The following is a 17,656-nucleotide window of genomic DNA, read 5'->3' on the forward strand; positions in this document are numbered from 1 at the left end:
TTAAATTATTAGTAAATGTAATACATAATGTTAATTTATATGAATAATGTTAATTTTAACTAAATCTTATTTATATTCCAAATTATTAAAAAACAGTTTTTAATTAGGATAGATGATCAAGTATCAAAAGCAGCTATTCTTAAAATAACTACAATAATTTTATCACTTTAAAAATAGATTTTCCCTCTATTTAACATAATGGTGGTTATACGGAGTACACTTGTATATTAATATAAATATCAACAACTTAAAAATTTCACCATGATCACAAAATGCACAAAAAATGGCTTTTGTAATAAGTTGGTGAGTTTTTAAGCGAATCTGTAACATTTTGCCAAGAAATTTGATCAATAAATGATCAATTCGGCAATCAGTGCCCATTTCATGCGGATCCAGGTTCCAAAAATATCCCCAATTGCTGTGGATAAAATTTAGGCTATTTTGTACGCTCTGGCGCACATGAAACTCGGCCCTTTGCGGCTATCCGCGATACTGGAATTTTCCTATGATGAACTCATCGGGAACAGGAAGTTTCATAACATAAAACAATAATTATAAGTTATTCGATAGGGATCCGAGGATATTGAAAGCACATGAGAAAACATGAAAAACCCCGGCAGGATGCCGGGGTTTTTTATTACCTATCATTTCTCATTTGCAAAACAAGCATAATGCCTCTAAAATATAGACTATAATCTATATTTTGGTTGTGGTATGTGGACAGTCATTACGACAGATCTATTTAATCAGTGGCTTGAACAGCAAGATGAATCTACTCAAGAGAAGGTCCTAGCTGCCCTGGTTGTTCTACAGCAGCAGGGGCCGAGTTTAGGCCGCCCTTTAGTAGATACTGTGTATGAGTCTAAATTTACCAATATGAAAGAACTGCGCGTTCAACATCGCGGTAGACCCTTAAGAGCTTTCTTCGCATTTGATCCCTTACGACAGGCTATTGTTCTATGTATTGCTGATAAAGGCGGTAAAAAGCGTTTTTATAAAGACATGCTGGATATTGCAGATGAACAATACCAACTTCATCTCACTACCCTAGGAGATAAATCTAATGGCTAAGACTCTGCAAGAATTGTTAGCTAGCCGCTCTCCAGAGAGCCAAGCCCGTATTCAAAAAATGGCTGATGAATTACTGCTAGAAAATCAGCTTCATCTTATTCGTGAAGAACTCGAAATTTCTCAAAAAGAGCTTGCTGAAACTTTGGGAATAAAACAGCCATCGCTTTCAGCAATAGAAAATCGTGGCAATGATCTTAAGATTTCAACCATGAAAAAGTATGTTGAGGCAATGGGTGGGAAGCTCCGTATTGATGTAGAGCTTCCAACAGGAAAACATATAGGATTCAACGTTTAACAATAAAAATGGGAGCTATAGGCTCCCATTTTTAGATTCGTATAACGTTGAACCCGACGGTAAATAGTCGTGTGATCAACATTCACACCCCGTTCGGCCAGCATTTCCTGCAGTTCACGATAGCTAATGCCATATTTACAATACCAGCGCACAGCCCAAAGAATGATTTCGCCCTGAAAATGCCGACCATGGAAAGGATTCATATGCTGCACCTTTAGCTAAAACAGTCTTCAGCTTACCATTCGTGGTTATTTGCAACAGTGCCTGTTGAACTATGTCCGGGAAGGGGACAGGGTGATTGTACATTCCATGGATCGTTTTGCTCGAAGCTTAAAAGATTTAGTCACTGAAGTAGATAAACTGGTCAAACGAGGAATTGCCATCCAGTTCGTAAAAGAAAATATTACTTTCACTGCTCAATCTACCCCGATGGATAATTTGATGCTGCAATTGATGGGCGCTTTTGCACAGTTCGAACGTGAGATCATTTTAGAGCGTCAAAAAGAAGGAATAAAACTGGCCTCTGCTCAAGGAAAGTACAAAGGGCGTGTACATAAATTGAAACCTGAACAGGCTGAAGCTTTAAGACAAGAATGGAAGGAAGGAAAGTACCCTTCAAAAATGGCATTAGGCCAGGCATTTGGAATTAGTCGCCAGGCGGTATACCGCTATTTAAAAGCAAGTGAGTAACTCAATTAAAATGGAAAATATTCGAAATTTTCTTGAAGATAATCAAGTCAAAATCTACTTCTGTACCATCTTTATCGGAGTTATTTTTGGATTAACCATCAGTGGAGCGACGATTTTAGAAAGTTTGATTAACCCTGCACTGGCATTAATGTTATTTGCTACTTTTTTACAAGTACCTATTGCAGAAATTGGCAAGGCATTAAAAAATTTACGTTTTATTTCTGCATTACTTATTACTAACTTTATTGCCTTACCTTTAATTACGGCAGGTCTAATACAATTTTTACCTGAAAACCCACTTATTCGTTTAGCTGTACTTTTTGTTCTACTAGCACCGTGTATTGATTATGTGATTACTTTCACCCATGTTGGGAAAGGTAATGCAAGATTATTACTTGCGATGACACCTGTATTATTGCTTATCCAAATGATCTTATTACCAATTTATCTTGGTGTACTCCTCGGAGAAGAGGTAGCTCAGCTTGTTGAAATTGGTCCTTTTGTCCATGCGTTTGTATGGTTCATTGTTGCACCCTTAGCAATGGCAGCTATAGTTCAGTTCATTGGGAATAGAAATGAACAAGCAGAAAAAGTGGCTGAAAGCCTAAACTTATTTCCTGTACCTGCCACAGCCCTAGTTTTGTTTATCGTCCTAGCATCAGTTATGCCTCAAATTGGGCTTGCAAAAAGTGCAGCTCTTCAAGCTTTACCAATTTATATTTCTTTTGCCATTATTGCTCCATTCGTGGGTTGGATAATTGCTCGTATTTTTCGATTAGAATCTGGCTCTGCTAGTGCTGTGTCCTTTTCAGCATCATATAGAAATTCATTTGTTATTCTTCCATTAGCTTTTGCAATTCCGGGAAGTATGCCCATAATTCCTGCTGTAATCTTGACTCAGACTATCGTTGAACTATGCTTTTTACCAATCTATATTCGTCTGATACCTCGACTATTCAAAACCTGGAGATTTAAACATTTAAGTAGTTGTTATAGTTAGATAAAAGTATTCAGAAGCCCACGCTTACATCGAGTAATTTAATAAAGGGGGGGGAGCTAGCTCCCCCCCTCTTTTATTCATTTGCTAATTAAAACTTACTCGCAACTTGATATGTGATGAATGAAAAGATGTAGGCTAATGCAAACAAATAAGTTGCCATAATGATGGGCTGTTTCCAGCTGCCAGTTTCTCGTCTAATTGTTGCTAACGTAGCAAGACAATGGGGAGCAAAAATAAACCATACCAATAATGATAAACCTGTGGCTAACCCCCATCCATCCGGGCCTGAAATTTGACTTAACAGACTTTGAGTTACAGTATCTTCATCACCTGACATCGCATAAATCACCCCAAGAGCTGCAATTACAACTTCCCTTGCTGCCATAGCAGGAATGAGTGCAATACATATTTCCCATGTAAAACCAATAGGCGCAAATATAGGGTGAATTAAATGTCCTAACTGACCAGCTAAACTATAGTTAATGGCTGGCATGGTTGCATTATCTGGTGCTTGAGGGAACGTGACTAGCACCCATAACAAGATAGACAGTGCAACGATAATGCCACCAACTCGTTTTAAGAAAATAGTTGCCCTATCATATAAGCCTAATGCAATATTTCTAATATCTGGAATTCGGTATGTGGGAAGCTCAAAAATAAAAATACTTTCAGTTTTATCTTTTCGAACCAACTTCAGAAAGAGTGAAACTAATAACGCTGAGACTATTCCCGACATATAAAGACCAAAAAGGACTAATCCTTGCAGACTTAACCAGCCGTAGATTAATTGGTTCGGAATAAATGCCGCGATCAATAAAGCATATACGGGCAATCTTGCTGAACAGGTCATCAAGGGTGCAATCATAATTGTTGCTAATCGGTCCCGTTCAGAGCTGATACTTCTGGTTGCCATAATTCCGGGAATCGCACAAGCAAAACTGGATAGCAGAGGAATAAATGAACGGCCGCTAAGCCCGGCTTTAGACATTAATTTATCTAAAAGAAATGCTGCCCGGGGTAAATAGCCTGACTCTTCAAGCATTAAAATGAAGAAGAATAAAATCAAAATCTGAGGCATATATGCAAGCACGCTACCTGTGCCAGCAATTACCCCATCGACTACCAAGCTTTTTAATAGAGGATGTTGGATTAGTGGTCCAATAAAATCACTGAGCCATACGATAAAATTTTCAATGAATTCTATAAAAGGTGTTGCCCATATAAATACCGCCTGGAACATCACAAACATGGTTAAAGTTAAGATTACTAAACCCAATACAGGATGTAGAAAAATTTTATCTAGAAATGCGGTTCTTTTATCACCATTGTCATTATTTAAAATAACTTGTTTGGTGATTTGTTTGACCTGTTCAAAATGACTTAATTCAGAATGATAAGGAGTAATAAAAAGATTTTTTTGATCTAATTGATTAATTAAATCTTGAATTCCTTTTGTTTTAACTGCGACAGCTTCAACTACAGGGATACCTAACAGTTGAGACAGTTTATCCTTATCAATGGAAATACCACGCTTTTTGACCTCATCCATCATATTTAATACAAGAATCATAGGGCGATTTAAAGCACGAACTTCGAGAACCAAGCTCAAATGTAAGCTTAAATTTGTGGCATCTACGACGCATATAAAAATGTCGGGTAGAATTTCACCTTTTAGCTCGCCCAAACAAACTGCCCTGGTGACTTCTTCATCTAAACTACTAGGTTTTAAACTGTAAGTTCCGGGTAAGTCCAATACTCGTATTGCATCACCAGAAGGTAAGTTAAAAGAACCTTCTTTTCTTTCTACGGTAACCCCAGCATAGTTGGCAACTTTTTGTCGCGTACCAGTAAGTGTATTAAATAAAGAGGTTTTTCCGCAATTTGGATTACCGACTAATGCAATATTCTTAATCTTCATTGGATACTAACTCTACAAAAATTCTTTCAGCTTCATTCTTTCTTAATGCGAATCTTGAAGTTTCAATCTGAACTAAAACAGGATCTCCGCCAAAAACACCTTTAGCGAGTACTTGTAGAGTTTCACCCTCTCTAAAACCTAATAGTTGGAGCCGTTCCAATACGGGATCAGTGGTATGACTGTATTGATTACCTTTTTTGAGATCTCTAATTTTGACGATCTGATTTTGTTTAACTTGAAATAGATTCATTTTCGATACTCTTACTTCAAAGCCAAAATCTTTCGAGCACCATTAAGCACGAATAAAGAAACCAGGATGCCAATGATTAAGTCTGGATAAGCTGATCCCGTCCACGCCACGAGTACACCGGCAAATATAACGCCCATATTTACGACAACGTCATTCGCCGAGAAAATCCAACTGGCTTTCATATGTGCGCCATCTTCTCGATGACCAGAAATAAGATATAAGCATGTCACGTTAGCTATAAGTGCGAGCAGGCCAATAACAATCATGAGCGTTGATTCTGGCTCGCTTCCAAACATGAATCGTCTAATGACATCAATAATCACGATGACAGCAAGTAATAACTGAATCCAACCTGCGAAATGGGCTGCTTTCACTTGATATTTCGCAGCTTTTCCGACGGCATATAGCGCAATACCATAAACGGCTGCATCGGCAAACATATCTAGAGAATCAGCAATCAATCCTGTAGACGCAGCAATAATTCCGCTGATGAATTCTATAAAGAACAGTAGAGCATTAATGCCTAATAACAGTTTAAGTACTTTAGCTTGTCTCACAGGATCAGGTTCATTAGGTATATCGCCTGTAGAAAGCTGTGTTTCATCAAGTTTCGCCCCAAAACCCAGTCCTTCGAGTTTAGCCGTAATTTGCTGAATCCCTTCATTATGGAAGACTTTCAGTTTTCGATTGGGAAGATCAAAAGTAAGACCTTTAACTGCTTCAATATCTGCAAGAGCCATACGGACCATTTGCTCTTCAGCAGAGCAATCCATTTTAGGAATGGTGTAGGTACTTGTTTGCTTAGCCTGTTGATTGCTTATATAAGTTTCAGTCTTCACAAGCTTTGCACCAAAACCCAAAGCTTCAAGTTTGGTGGTTATATTTTCATCTTTTTGATTATGTAGAACCTTTAAAGAACGGTTAGGTAAATCAAAGATGAGTTTTTGAACACCATCAATTGAAGATAGCGCCATACGAACCATCTGTTCTTCCGCAGAACAATCCATTTTGGGAACTAAGTATTCACTCATGTAGTGCGAATCTTTTAAAACGTTTTCAGTGCTTAAATTTTCTTTGGGATCAGAACCACAACAGGATTGAGCGGTATCTTCACAACTGTTTGAAGTGTTACAGCAAGGAGATGAAGATTTTTCTTCTTCCTCTTCACCACAACAGCTAGGCGTATTATCACAATTCTTTGAATTGCTTGCTTCTGCAATTGATGGATGATTTTCTTGTTGAGATTTCTTATCTTCGCATGGTGTTTCTTTACTACATCCACAGCCACTCATAGTTATACCCATTAAAAAAATTTATAAACTTTGAATATTAGAATCCCTATAGTTACTATAGAGTCAAGATTTTTTGGAAATACCAACTCAATGCATTTAAAAATTGGTGAACTCTCTAAAAAAACCTCATGTTCAGTATTAACAATTAGGTTTTATGAAAAGGAAGGTTTAATTCCGGAACCCGAAAGAACGGAAGGAAATTACCGCCTTTACGATATAGGCTATGTTGAGCGAATTAAGTTTATTTTGAATTGCCGAACTTTAAATATGAGTTTGAATGAAATTCGTCAATTACTCACCTATAAAGATAATCCCAAGAAAAATTGTTCAGATGTGAATGAATTAATTGACTTACATGTCAGTGCTATCAGAGAAAATATAATCAAGCAACAAAAGCTTATTGAACAATTATCTGATTTAAGAGGTACTTGTGATGGCTTATGTACAATTGACCAATGTGGAGTTCTAAAAAATCTAGCTTGATTATCTAGACCTATGCTTTTTTCAAAAATTCTGTATATCTTTACTTAAGGCTGCAAAAAGTTTAAGGTTACTCAAATTCTGTGATCAGATCTTTGATAGATCTGGACAGCTTCTTATTGGTGTTTTAAATACAGATTTGTGTATGAAGAGAAAAACATTTCTAATCCAGATATTGGTACTCTTATTCACATTCCAGAATATTTGGAGTGTGGCAGAGGCTGCGTGTCTGCATGAAATGCCAAACATACCCAATTCAATACTCTCTAATCCAATCGATTTAGACGAAAAGAGTGATAGTCCTAGTCAAGCACTTTATTCCTTAGAAAACTATAAAGAAATTTATGACTATTGTCAGAAGGTTTGTTTTAACGAAAAGTGCAGTCATTTCTCAAATACAATCGTGATTCAGATTGACCCACCCGATGATTTGAAGCTTAAAACTCATTTTGAGACAGTCCTTACACCATCTTATTTGGGAAGAACTTTTTATAAATCCCCTTATCTGAATCAATTAACACCCCCTCCTGATTTGCCCCTACTATTGGTGGGGTAGTCTTATAAAAGCCCACCACTCCTAATCTTATTATGTGTGGGGCATTTCATGTCAAAAAACAAATTATATCAGGATACTTCTATCCTGAATTTATCCTGGTCAGCATTCCGTACAGGTGTCTTGCTATCCGCAATGATCAGCTTGAGTACTTCTGTAGTCGCCAGTCCTCAAGATTTAACGCTGCGACAAGCCATTGATCAGGTCAACCAGTATCAAGCGTCCCAAAATTTCTGGGAAACGCAAAACAGCATTAATGCCACGAATCTTCAGCAAAGTAAGCTGTTTAAAAATCCTGAACTGTCAGTTGAACAAACGGGATTTGGTTCAAATAATGAAAAAGAGCTTACCATTGGCATATCACAACCCTTGGATATTTTTGGTGAGCGAAGAGCAAACCAAAAATTAGCCAGTCTCTCTACAGATAAAACAGCGCTGAAACAGAAGATTTATCAAGCACAAATTGAGCTTGCAGTGAAATATGTATGGTCACAACTGGCCATTGCTGAACTTGAAAAAAACATTGTCAATGAACAACTTCGGGTGAGCCAAGAAAACCTTCAAGCAATCGAAAAGCGCTTTAATGCAGGCAGTATTGCCCAAGTAGATGTAAATCGCGCACGTTTAAGCCATGCTGAAAATATCCGCCTTTTTAGACAGGCAGACTTACAGGTACAAGTGGCCACCCAACAATTATCAAATTTATGGGGTACGTCTGATAAGTCATTGCAGGTAAACCTCTCTTCACAAAAGCTCTGGCCAAAATCGACTCATGGACAGGTTCAAGAATATTTAGCGGAAAACTACGTTGAGAAATATCGAGCTTTACTGGTATTAGAGTCTCAAGCAACGGTTGATCAACTAAGAGCAAAGGCACGTCCTAACCCATTGCTGTCCCACAATTTTTCACAAGAGGAAGCTCATTTGAGCTTCCTCTTGTTTTATGGGTATTTTATCGGGTGAAAATAAAGCTTTTAAAGTTCTTCTTTCAAACAAATTCACTTGAATTATTCTGAGTAAACGTTGAACTGTCCAACCTGTTTTCCCTAAATGTTGAGCGAAACTCACCAATAAATAGGCGATCATCGCAATCCAGATTTGTGTCTGAATTGCGTTCCTGCTGCGGCCTAGAAACGCTTTTAATTTGAGATTCTGCTTAATCGCCTTAAAGAACAGCTCAACTTTCCAACGATCTTTATAAATCGCCGCAATGGTGGAGGCGGCTAAATGAAAGTTATTGCTGAGAAAGCTAAAGTGCTTGCCACTTTGCTGATCTCTATATTCAATTCTTCTTAACACTGGGGCTTTTCTTTTTAGGGCATGTGCGCTATTCAGCTGAATGGTTTCATCTTTTAGAATACCTTTGGATTCAAGCACTGGATGTTGCTGGATCACCTGATACACAGATTTAGGCCTAAAACGTGTGACAAATCCAATGTTTTGAGCAGTCAGATTTGCATACCATTGGTAATCGACATAGCCTTTATCAAAAACTACAATGCTGCCAGCAGGAAACTGGAATTTGCGGCCTTGTACCATGTCATTTTCTTTGCCATTTTCAACTGCAACAAACTCAGGAATATCATTGCTGTGATTCAATCCTATGCTGAGTTTCATGCTGGCTTTTGAGTCGTGAACTTTGGCCCATTCACATAAGGAAAGCGACAGGTCAATATGACTGGCATCCAAGGAATACAAGGGATTCTTAAAGCGAAATTTATGAGCTACTTTTGAGTGTTCATAGTATTTAAGCAACTTGTGAAATAGCTGTTGATACAAGGCAGCAGGCTGCTGCTCATTGATTCGTGCCAGCGTGCTTCGGGGAATAGACTTTGCTCCGAGATGACTTAGCTTTTCCTGTTGGCACTCCAAATTGGATTGAATATCTCTCAGACTTTGTCTACAAGAGAATTGAGACATCAATATGGCAATAAACTGATCCCACCGGGAAGCCGCTCTAAATTTCTGTCCAACATGGTGTACTTTAGCAAGTTGTTCAAAATCCTGTCGCACAACAGGTTTAATTAGCTCATGAAATACGGTATTCTGATGTGACAAAACCTGAATCCTGGTCGTTAAAGTGTTTGTTTGCACTCATATTTTAACTGTTAGGACTCAGGTTTTTTTATTTAAAGCAAACTATGGGACAGCAGTGCGTCCTAACCCCACTTTAAACCTAGGTGTCAACCGCACCCAATCCTTGGAAAACTCCACACAAAATCAATTAGTAGTCGGAGTTAGTGTACCGCTTAATATTTTCGATCGTCAGCAAAATGGCATAAAAATCGCGCAAGAAAAAATGAACTTATTAGAGCGTCAGAAAGAATTTTATCTAAAGCAAAATGCGCTGCAAATAGGCACAATTTTAACCGAGTTGCAGGGTTTAGAGCTGCAATTCAAAGTCGTTGACGAGACTCAAATTCCTTTGGCGACTCAAGTTCAAAGTAAGACGCTACAAGGTTTCTTGGCAGGCAAGTTTGCTTTAACCGATGTTCAGCAAGCCACGCTTCAATTACAAGACATCCGTCTGCGTAAAGTCCAGTTGTTACGGGATGGCTGGCAAAAGGCCATTGAAGCAGAAAGTTTGAGCTTAGGCATTAGCCCAAGTGAAGTCATGTCGAAAGATGCTATTGCACAAATCAATCAAAACTTATGGCAAGACATACAGGCCATGCCTGTCATTGGTGGGGGAAATTAACATGTTCGATCTTAAAAACAGCTTAAAAAAACAGAGCGGAAAAATCTCTCAACCTCTACTGATTGGTTTGGTCATCGGCGCAACCGTACTCCTCAGTATTTTCTTGATCTTGTCGGGTAAGAATAAATCTGAAACATCAGATGAACATGCAGAGGAAGAAGGCGCAGAGGAACATGGAAGTGAAGAACATGGCGGTGAAACCGAAGAGCATGCAGAAGGCGTGAGCCTGACGGCCAAGCAACTGGTGGAACAGGGCATACAGTTATCAGCGGTCGATCAAGGTCCGGTGGTTAAATTAAGTTCTTATCCTGCCAAACTCAATGTGAATACGGATCAGCAAGCGCATGTCTCACCGAGTTTTAGCGGTCATGTAGAAAATGTTTATGTAGAACTCGGCCAAAAAGTTCAGAAAGGGCAGCCTTTGGCTACATTGCTTGTTCCTGATCTAGTTGATCAGCAGGCCAATCTTAAAATTGAACAAACCAATCTGGAACTGGCGAAACAAGACTTTGAGCGTGAGCGTCAATTGTGGTCACAGGGTATCTCAGCAAAACAGGACTATCAACGGGCTTATAACAGTTATAAACGGGCACAAATTCAGGTTCAAGCGGCCCAATCACGTTTAAGCGCATTTGGTGCAGTGAATGCCAGTAACGGGCGCTATATTTTAAAAGCCCCAATTTCTGGCGTGATCAGTAAAAAGGATTTGGTTCTCGGGGAAAATGTTCAGTTAGCCGATCAACTCTTTACGATAGACCGGTTAGATCAACTCTGGCTTGAATTTATTGTTCCAAATTCTGAAATTATGGGCTTAGCCCCGAATCAAAAGATCGAATTTAAATCCTTGCAAACAGAAAAGGTTTATCAAGCTGTTATTCAGACTTTAAATACTGAAGCGGATATTCAAACAGGTCGTCTTCAGGTGCGAGCAAAAGTTGAATCGAATGCAACCGAATTACGTCCAAACTTGATGGTGAACGTACAGTTGCAACAACGGAGTGAAAGTACCGCATTACGGGTACTTAAGTCCGCAGTTCAGAATGTCGATGGAAAAGATGTGGTTTTTGTCGCCACTCAGCATGGACAAAAAGTTGAATTCAGTCCGCAACCTGTGAAATTAGGTCAATCGTCTGGGGATAGCCAGTGGATTGAAGTGGTGAGTGGGCTTAGTCAGGGACAAAAATATGCCGCTCAAGGCAGTTTTTTACTGAAATCCGAGCTGGAAAAAGGAGAGGCTTCACATGAGCACTGAAACTCCTCAAATTCCAGACCACGAATCGGTAAAACCTGAAGGACTGTTTGATCGACTGATCCAGTTTTCTATCCATAACGCAATCTGGGTCATGCTGTTTATTGCGGCTTGGATTGCTATTGGTATTTATAGTTATCAAAAGTTACCGATTGATGCTGTACCAGATATTACCAATACTCAGGTGCAGATTAACACTTCAGCCAATGGTTTTACGGCTTTAGAAATGGAACAGCGGATTACATATCCAATCGAGAATGCCATGTCAGGCATGCCGAAAATGGAACAAACCCGTTCGATTTCACGCTACGGCTTATCGCAAGTGACCATCATTTTTGAAGATGGCACGGATATTTACTGGGCCAGACAGCTTATCAACCAGCGCTTGCAAGAAGCAATGGGAGAAATGCCTGAAGATGTGCAACCTAACATGTCGCCTATTTCGACAGGTTTAGGTGAAATCTATCAATGGGTGATTAAAGCCGAACCAAATGCTAAAAAGCCGGATGGAACCCCTTATTCGGCGATGGATTTACGTGAAATTCAGGATTGGATTGTAAGACCGCAATTACAGCGCGTAAAAGGCGTTGCTGAGATCAACAGTATCGGTGGCTTTAATAAAACCTATGTGGTTGCCCCTGATCTGAACCGATTGCAACAATTGCAAATTCCTTTGTCTGATTTACAAACTGCCTTAACAGAAAATAATGAAAACCGTGGTGCTGGCTATATTGAGAAAAATGGACAACAGCTAACGGTTCGTGTTCCCGGCACTTTAAACACGATTGAAGATATCCAGAACATCAGTATTGCCAATAAAAACGGCTATCCGATTCGGGTGGCAGATGTCGCCAATGTCTCAATTGGTCATGACTTAAGAACAGGGGCTGCAACCTATAATGGTGAAGAAACTGTATTGGGTATTGCCATGATGATGATGGGAGAAAATAGCCGTACCGTTGCTCAAGCCATTGATGAAAAGGTGCAATCGATCCAGCAATCGCTACCTAAAGGTGTGGTGATTGAGACTGTGTATGACCGTACGCATTTGGTTGATCGGGCGATCAAAACCGTTCAGAAAAATTTGATTGAGGGTGCAATCCTCGTCATTGTTATTTTATTTCTCTTTCTAGGTAATTTCCGTGCTGCGCTGATCACGGCTTGCGTTATTCCACTGTCAATGCTGTTTACCTTGACGGGAATGGCAGAGCAGAAGATTAGTGCAAATCTGATGAGTTTAGGGGCACTGGACTTCGGTATTATTATTGATGGTGCAGTGGTTATTGTAGAAAACTGTATCCGTCGGCTAGCAGAAGCTCAGAAGCTGAAAGGTGGTTTACTTAGCCGTTCTGAAAGATTTAAAGAAGTCTTCTTGGCTGCAAAACAGGCGCGTCGTCCTCTGATTTTTGGACAGTTAATTATTTTGGTGGTTTATCTACCTATCTTTACCCTGACGGGTGTAGAAGCCAAACTTTTCCATCCTATGGCAATGACTGTTGTACTGGCTTTAATTGGGGCCATGATTTTATCTGTCACTTTTGTGCCAGCCGCAGTTGCCCTATTTGTCACTGGAGAAGTCAAGGAAACCGAAAGTCGCTGGATGCATTGGCTTAAAACCAAATATGAACTGCTTTTAGATAAAGCCTATGAGCTTCGTTTATTTGTGACTATTGTGGCTGCCTGTATTTTAGTGCTTACGGGCGTGCTAGCCACTCAAACAGGTAGCGAGTTTGCACCTCAACTGGGTGAAGGTGATTTTGCTGTTCAGCAAATGCGTTCCCCAAGTACAGGGTTAGAACAGTCACTGAGAATGCAGGAAAATACTGAAAAGTTACTGTTGAAAGAATTTCCTGAAATTAAAGCGATCTTTGCCCGTACCGGTACAGCAGAAGTGGCCACAGATGTTATGCCACCCAACATTTCAGATGGCGTGGTACTGTTAAAACCTCATGATGAATGGCCTGATCCAAAACAAACGATTGATGAGCTTCGCCAAAGAATGATTACTTTCTTAGCGACATTGCCGGGAAATAACAGTGAGTTCTCGCAACCCATTGAACTGCGCTTTAACGAGTTAATTTCAGGGGTGCGAAGTGATGTGGGTGTCAAATTATTTGGTGATGACATGGAGATTCTAAATCGCGAAGCGAATAAAATTTCTCAAAAAATTAACTCAATTTCAGGCGCGACAGCCGTTAATGTAGAACAGACCAGTGGCTTACCCTTGTTGAATGTAGAGGTGGATAAGTCCAGAGCTGCACAATATGGCTTGTCGGTAAGAGCAATTCAGGATCTGGTAGCTACAAGTGTCGGTGGCCAGAATGTTGGAACAATTTTACAGGGAGACAAGCGTTTTGATTTTGTCATCCGTCTAGATGAATCCCAGCGTAGTCCTGAACAGTTAGCGGTACTTCCTATTCAATTGCCGAATGGTGGTTTAGTCCAACTGCAAGATGTGGCACGCGTTGAAAATATCCTGGGTATTAATCAGGTCAGCCGTGAAAATGGTAAACGTCGAGTGGTTATTACTGCAAATGTAGAAGGACGTGATTTAGGCTCATTCGTAACAGAGCTTCAGAGCACGTTATCCAAACAGGAATTACCAAGCGGTTATTGGATAGATTATGGCGGTCAATTTCAAAATCTGATGTCTGCAAAAGCGCGTATGCAATTGGTGGTTCCGCTCGCATTGTTGACGATCTTTATTTTATTGATGGCTGTATTCCATAATATCAAAGAAAGCTTACTGGTCTTTAGTGGTGTACCGTTTGCCTTATGTGGAGGCTTAATCGCGTTGTGGTTGCGTGACATTCCATTATCCATGTCAGCAGGGGTTGGCTTCATTGCACTATCGGGGGTGGCTGTACTGAATGGCTTAGTCATGCTCACCTTTATCAAAGAGTTGCGACAACAATATGACCTTTATTATGCAACGTGGCAGGGTGCAATTTTGCGTCTTAGACCTGTGCTGATGACCGCTTGTGTGGCGTCCCTTGGGTTTGTCCCGATGGCTTTGGCAACCGGAACTGGGGCAGAAGTACAGAGACCTTTAGCAACAGTGGTTATTGGAGGAATTATCTCCTCTACCCTGCTTACATTGGTTTTATTGCCCGTACTGTACCGCTGGATGAATGAAAAGAAAGTTTCTTAATCCAATAGATTAGTCGATTTACAGCAGAGATATTGGCTGTTATCCAATATCTCTGCTCATCATAAATAGAATAAGGAAAATATTTTATGTCAGAACATCATGATCATAGCCATGCGGTTGTTACTGAAGAAAATAGTAAGAAGTTAATGTTTGCTTTGGGTTTAACGACTACTTTTTTAATAGTAGAAGTTGTCGCTGCTTTTATTACCCAAAGTTTGGCTTTGTTATCTGATGCAGCTCATATGTTTACTGATGTAGCCGCTTTAGCTATTGCTCTTGCCGCTATCAAAATTGGTAAAAAAGCCGCAGATGATAAAAGAACTTTTGGCTATCAGCGATTTGAAATTTTAGCGGCTCTGTTTAATGCGGTGATGCTTTTTGTGGTAGCAATATATATTGTATATGAAGCTTATCAACGTTTTACGAACCCTGCTGAAATTCAAAGTGTTGAAATGATGATTGTCGCGGTCATTGGTTTGGTCGTAAATTTGATTTCAATGAAAATCCTTTCTGCTAGTGCTGAAGGAAGTCTAAATATAAAAGGTGCATATTTAGAAGTTCTTAGTGATGCTCTAGGATCGATAGGCGTGATTATCGGAGGAATAGTTATTTATTTTACCCAGTGGATGTGGGTTGATACCGTAATCGCTGTGTTAATTGGCTTCTGGGTCTTACCTCGAACTTGGATTTTATTAAAACAAAGTATTAATATTCTGCTTGAAGGAGTTCCTGATGAGATTGATATTGAGTCGTTAAGAAATGATTTATTGAAGCTAGAGGGCGTTGAAGGGATTCATCAGTTGAAAGTCTGGGCTATATCCTCAAAAAATATTCATTTAACTGCTCATTTGGTTGCTCCTAATAGCGATACAGATCAACTCTATCAAAAGGCCTTAGAAGTTCTAAAACATAATCATAATATTACTGAAATTACGTTACAAATAGAAAGTAAGGAATGTAATACATTGGAACAGCATAAACATTAAAGTGCTGCTCTTTCTACATAATGGACAGATGACTAGGCTGATAAACCTTACCATTTTCCTGTATTACACTTCTATTTATCACACGCACTTTAAACACCATCCTGAGACATTTTAAAATTACAAGAATGTAATTTATGAGTCCTCTGGGTGTTAATTCTTTAAAGTTAGAATATCTAACAAGTATTAAATGAGAGTAAATAAACATGCTATTCAAAAATAAATTTTGTACTAAATTACTGTTAATTAGTGCATTCTTTAGTATCGCAAGTTTTAGTTATGCAGATGGCGGCTTGTTATTTCTTGAAAAGAATTTAAAAGCTTCTAAAGTTGAAAATTCTAAACAAAAACAAGTTAAAAATAATGAATCAAATGAATCAAATGAATCAAATGAATCAAATGAATCAAATGAATCAAATGAATCAAATGAATCAAATGAATCAAATGAATAGTTGGGTTGCATAAATAAATCAATTAGACTTATTCATTCAGCAATATAATTCCTGAATGAATAAGTTTATAACTAAAACCGGCTTTGTTGCATAAACATTCAAAAGCTGAGTTTTCCCCAATCCATTCAAATTTAAGTGACAACTTGGGTGTGAGGTCTACCTAATTCCGTAAATCTATTCAGAACTGCCACACGCGCATGAACTTCATTGACCTGACTTTGAAAATGTCTTGCCGTCAGCTTATCTCCTAATAATTTGATGCAATGCATCTTGGTTGGCACTGTTGCAAATAACCACGAATGGTAAGCTGAAGACTGTTTTAGCTAAAGGTGCAGCATATGAATCCTTTCCATGGTCGGCATTTTCAGGGCGAAATCATTCTTTGGGCTGTGCGCTGGTATTGTAAATATGGCATTAGCTATCGTGAACTGCAGGAAATGCTGGCCGAACGGGGTGTGAATGTTGATCACACGACTATTTACCGTTGGGTTCAACGTTATGCTCCTGAAATAGAAAAACGTTTACGCTGGTATTGGCGTAATCCTACAGATCTGAGCTCGTGGCATATTGATGAAACCTATGTAAAAGTGAATGGACGATGGTCTTATCTGTATCGTGCAGTCGATCAACGTGGCGATACCATTGATTTTTATCTTTCTTCTAGACGTAATACCAAATCAGCATATTGTTTTCTTGGAAAAATTTTAAATAATGTGAAGAAGTGGCAAATTCCACAAGTGATCAACACGGATAAAGCACCCACATATGGACGTGCTTTATCACGGTTAAAACGGGAAGGTAAATGTCCACCAGACCTTGAGCACAGGCAGATTAAGTATAAAAATAACGTGATTGAATGTGATCATGGCAAGCTAAAGCGGATCATCAGGGCCACATTAGGATTCAAATCTATGAAGACGGCTTATGCCACAATTAAAGGTATTGAAGTCATGCGTGCACTACGTAAAGGACAAGCATCGTCATTTTATTATGGTCAGCCTCAGGGTGAAGTGTGTCTAATCAACAGGGTTTTCGGTCTCTAAGTACTTTTTAAAGGGAACATCATCGACTCAAATCTCTATTTGCAACAGTGCCAGATCATTTTAGAGCGGCAAAAGGAAGGAATAAAACTCGCCTCTGCTCAGGGGAAGTACAAAGGTCGGGTGCATAAACTAAAGCCTGACCAAGCTGAAGCTTTACGACAAGCATGGAGGGAAGGGAAGTATCCATCAAAAATGGCATTAGGAAAAGCTTTTGGGATTAGTCGTCAGGCGGTATACCGATATTTACAAGTTAGTGAATAGCTTATTGGGATTGGCAACTAAATTTAGTTTAACTTATAAAAATCATGAAACATTGTTCGAATTTTAAGCGTGGAACATAAATAATCAATAAAAAGCCGCTCTGGTACCCTATGCCCCACAACGGCTTGATCTAATATACTGAAATTTAATGATAAATATCAAGTATTTCGTATAAGGTGTATTATGTTAATTTTAGGAAAACTTATAATCAGAATAATTAACAGCCACTGTTTTATTGGTAGCTATTAATTATTTAAAGGATTGTAATTT

At 39.1% G+C, this 17,656-nt stretch carries 14 protein-coding genes and 6 pseudogenes; 14 read left to right on the top strand and 6 right to left on the bottom strand.

The window, feature by feature from the left end; translation table 11 throughout:
• The first annotated feature begins 714 nt into the window (after positions 1-714).
• Together PYW33_RS16330 and PYW33_RS16335 are read left to right on the top strand one after the other, a co-directional pair.
• Positions 715-1,071, top strand: coding sequence for a type II toxin-antitoxin system RelE/ParE family toxin (locus tag PYW33_RS16330; RefSeq protein WP_000269911.1), 357 nt, complete (start codon positions 715-717; stop codon positions 1,069-1,071).
• Positions 1,064-1,366: a helix-turn-helix domain-containing protein gene (locus PYW33_RS16335; protein ID WP_001140620.1), complete on the top strand. Its 303-nt coding sequence runs from the start codon at positions 1,064-1,066 to the stop codon at positions 1,364-1,366. The genes PYW33_RS16330 and PYW33_RS16335 overlap by 8 nt, the downstream gene beginning before the upstream one ends.
• Before the next feature lie 41 nt (positions 1,367-1,407).
• On the opposite strand, the pseudogene PYW33_RS16340 reads toward PYW33_RS16335, so the two are convergent.
• A pseudogene (locus tag PYW33_RS16340) lies at positions 1,408-1,569 on the bottom strand (IS6 family transposase); the annotation flags it as partial.
• A 37-nt stretch (positions 1,570-1,606) separates the two neighbouring features.
• Here PYW33_RS16340 and PYW33_RS16345 point away from each other — a divergent pair.
• Positions 1,607-2,056: a recombinase family protein gene (locus PYW33_RS16345; RefSeq protein ID WP_082190876.1), complete on the top strand. Its 450-nt coding sequence runs from the start codon at positions 1,607-1,609 to the stop codon at positions 2,054-2,056.
• A 10-nt stretch (positions 2,057-2,066) separates the two neighbouring features.
• Positions 2,067-3,056 (top strand): arsenic resistance protein, encoded by a 990-nt coding sequence (locus PYW33_RS16350; RefSeq protein ID WP_130908661.1) that lies wholly within the window; start codon positions 2,067-2,069, stop codon positions 3,054-3,056.
• Between the two features lie 88 nt (positions 3,057-3,144).
• Here the strand turns inward: PYW33_RS16350 and feoB are convergent, their stop codons facing one another.
• From feoB to PYW33_RS16365, 3 genes are read right to left on the bottom strand one after another with little or no spacing between them, the layout of a single operon-like run.
• Entirely contained in the window at positions 3,145-4,974 is a 1,830-nt protein-coding gene (gene feoB / locus PYW33_RS16355; protein ID WP_130908662.1) for a ferrous iron transporter B, read from the bottom strand.
• Positions 4,964-5,224: a FeoA family protein gene (locus PYW33_RS16360; protein WP_004665962.1), complete on the bottom strand. Its 261-nt coding sequence runs from the start codon at positions 5,222-5,224 to the stop codon at positions 4,964-4,966. The genes feoB and PYW33_RS16360 overlap by 11 nt, the downstream gene beginning before the upstream one ends.
• A gap of 11 nt (positions 5,225-5,235) precedes the next feature.
• Positions 5,236-6,516: a cation efflux transmembrane domain-containing protein gene (locus PYW33_RS16365; RefSeq protein WP_005407391.1), complete on the bottom strand. Its 1,281-nt coding sequence runs from the start codon at positions 6,514-6,516 to the stop codon at positions 5,236-5,238.
• 90 nt (positions 6,517-6,606) lie between these two features.
• On the opposite strand from PYW33_RS16365, the gene cadR reads away from it, so the two are divergent.
• The 3 genes and pseudogenes from cadR to PYW33_RS16380 all read left to right on the top strand — a co-directional run.
• Positions 6,607-6,999 (top strand): Cd(II)/Pb(II)-responsive transcriptional regulator, encoded by a 393-nt coding sequence (cadR, locus tag PYW33_RS16370; protein WP_004281856.1) that lies wholly within the window; start codon positions 6,607-6,609, stop codon positions 6,997-6,999.
• A gap of 142 nt (positions 7,000-7,141) precedes the next feature.
• The gene (locus PYW33_RS16375; RefSeq protein ID WP_025465702.1) at positions 7,142-7,552 is read left to right on the top strand and encodes a hypothetical protein; all 411 of its coding nucleotides are present in this window, start codon (positions 7,142-7,144) and stop codon (positions 7,550-7,552) included.
• Between the two features lie 48 nt (positions 7,553-7,600).
• A pseudogene (locus PYW33_RS16380) lies at positions 7,601-8,446 on the top strand (TolC family protein); the annotation flags it as partial.
• Between the two features lie 9 nt (positions 8,447-8,455).
• Here PYW33_RS16380 and PYW33_RS16385 read toward each other — a convergent pair.
• Positions 8,456-9,607, bottom strand: coding sequence for an IS4-like element ISAbe18 family transposase (locus PYW33_RS16385; RefSeq protein WP_004645517.1), 1,152 nt, complete (start codon positions 9,605-9,607; stop codon positions 8,456-8,458).
• Between the two features lie 97 nt (positions 9,608-9,704).
• On the opposite strand from PYW33_RS16385, the pseudogene PYW33_RS16390 reads away from it, so the two are divergent.
• From PYW33_RS16390 to PYW33_RS16410, 5 genes and pseudogenes are all read left to right on the top strand, one after another.
• Positions 9,705-10,247, top strand: a pseudogene (locus tag PYW33_RS16390) (TolC family protein); the annotation flags it as partial.
• A gap of 1 nt (position 10,248) precedes the next feature.
• Positions 10,249-11,499 carry an efflux RND transporter periplasmic adaptor subunit gene (locus PYW33_RS16395; protein WP_130908663.1) on the top strand — a complete coding sequence of 417 codons (1,251 nt, stop codon included), beginning with the start codon at positions 10,249-10,251 and terminating at the stop codon, positions 11,497-11,499.
• Entirely contained in the window at positions 11,489-14,647 is a 3,159-nt protein-coding gene (locus PYW33_RS16400; protein ID WP_004733184.1) for an efflux RND transporter permease subunit, read from the top strand. The genes PYW33_RS16395 and PYW33_RS16400 overlap by 11 nt, the downstream gene beginning before the upstream one ends.
• A gap of 86 nt (positions 14,648-14,733) precedes the next feature.
• Positions 14,734-15,633, top strand: coding sequence for a cation diffusion facilitator family transporter (locus PYW33_RS16405; RefSeq protein ID WP_130908664.1), 900 nt, complete (start codon positions 14,734-14,736; stop codon positions 15,631-15,633).
• A gap of 203 nt (positions 15,634-15,836) precedes the next feature.
• A pseudogene (locus tag PYW33_RS16410) lies at positions 15,837-16,016 on the top strand (hypothetical protein); the annotation flags it as partial.
• A 197-nt stretch (positions 16,017-16,213) separates the two neighbouring features.
• Here PYW33_RS16410 and PYW33_RS16415 read toward each other — a convergent pair.
• Positions 16,214-16,402, bottom strand: a pseudogene (locus PYW33_RS16415) (IS5/IS1182 family transposase); the annotation flags it as partial.
• A gap of 18 nt (positions 16,403-16,420) precedes the next feature.
• Here PYW33_RS16415 and PYW33_RS16420 point away from each other — a divergent pair.
• Positions 16,421-17,125, top strand: coding sequence for an IS6-like element IS1006 family transposase (locus tag PYW33_RS16420; protein WP_001067784.1), 705 nt, complete (start codon positions 16,421-16,423; stop codon positions 17,123-17,125).
• A gap of 51 nt (positions 17,126-17,176) precedes the next feature.
• Positions 17,177-17,386: pseudogene (locus tag PYW33_RS16425) on the top strand (recombinase family protein); the annotation flags it as partial.
• Positions 17,387-17,656 lie beyond the last annotated feature (270 nt).

Origin of the sequence: Acinetobacter lwoffii (assembly GCF_029024105.1) — a bacterium.
Lineage (GTDB): Bacteria > Pseudomonadota > Gammaproteobacteria > Pseudomonadales > Moraxellaceae > Acinetobacter > Acinetobacter lwoffii.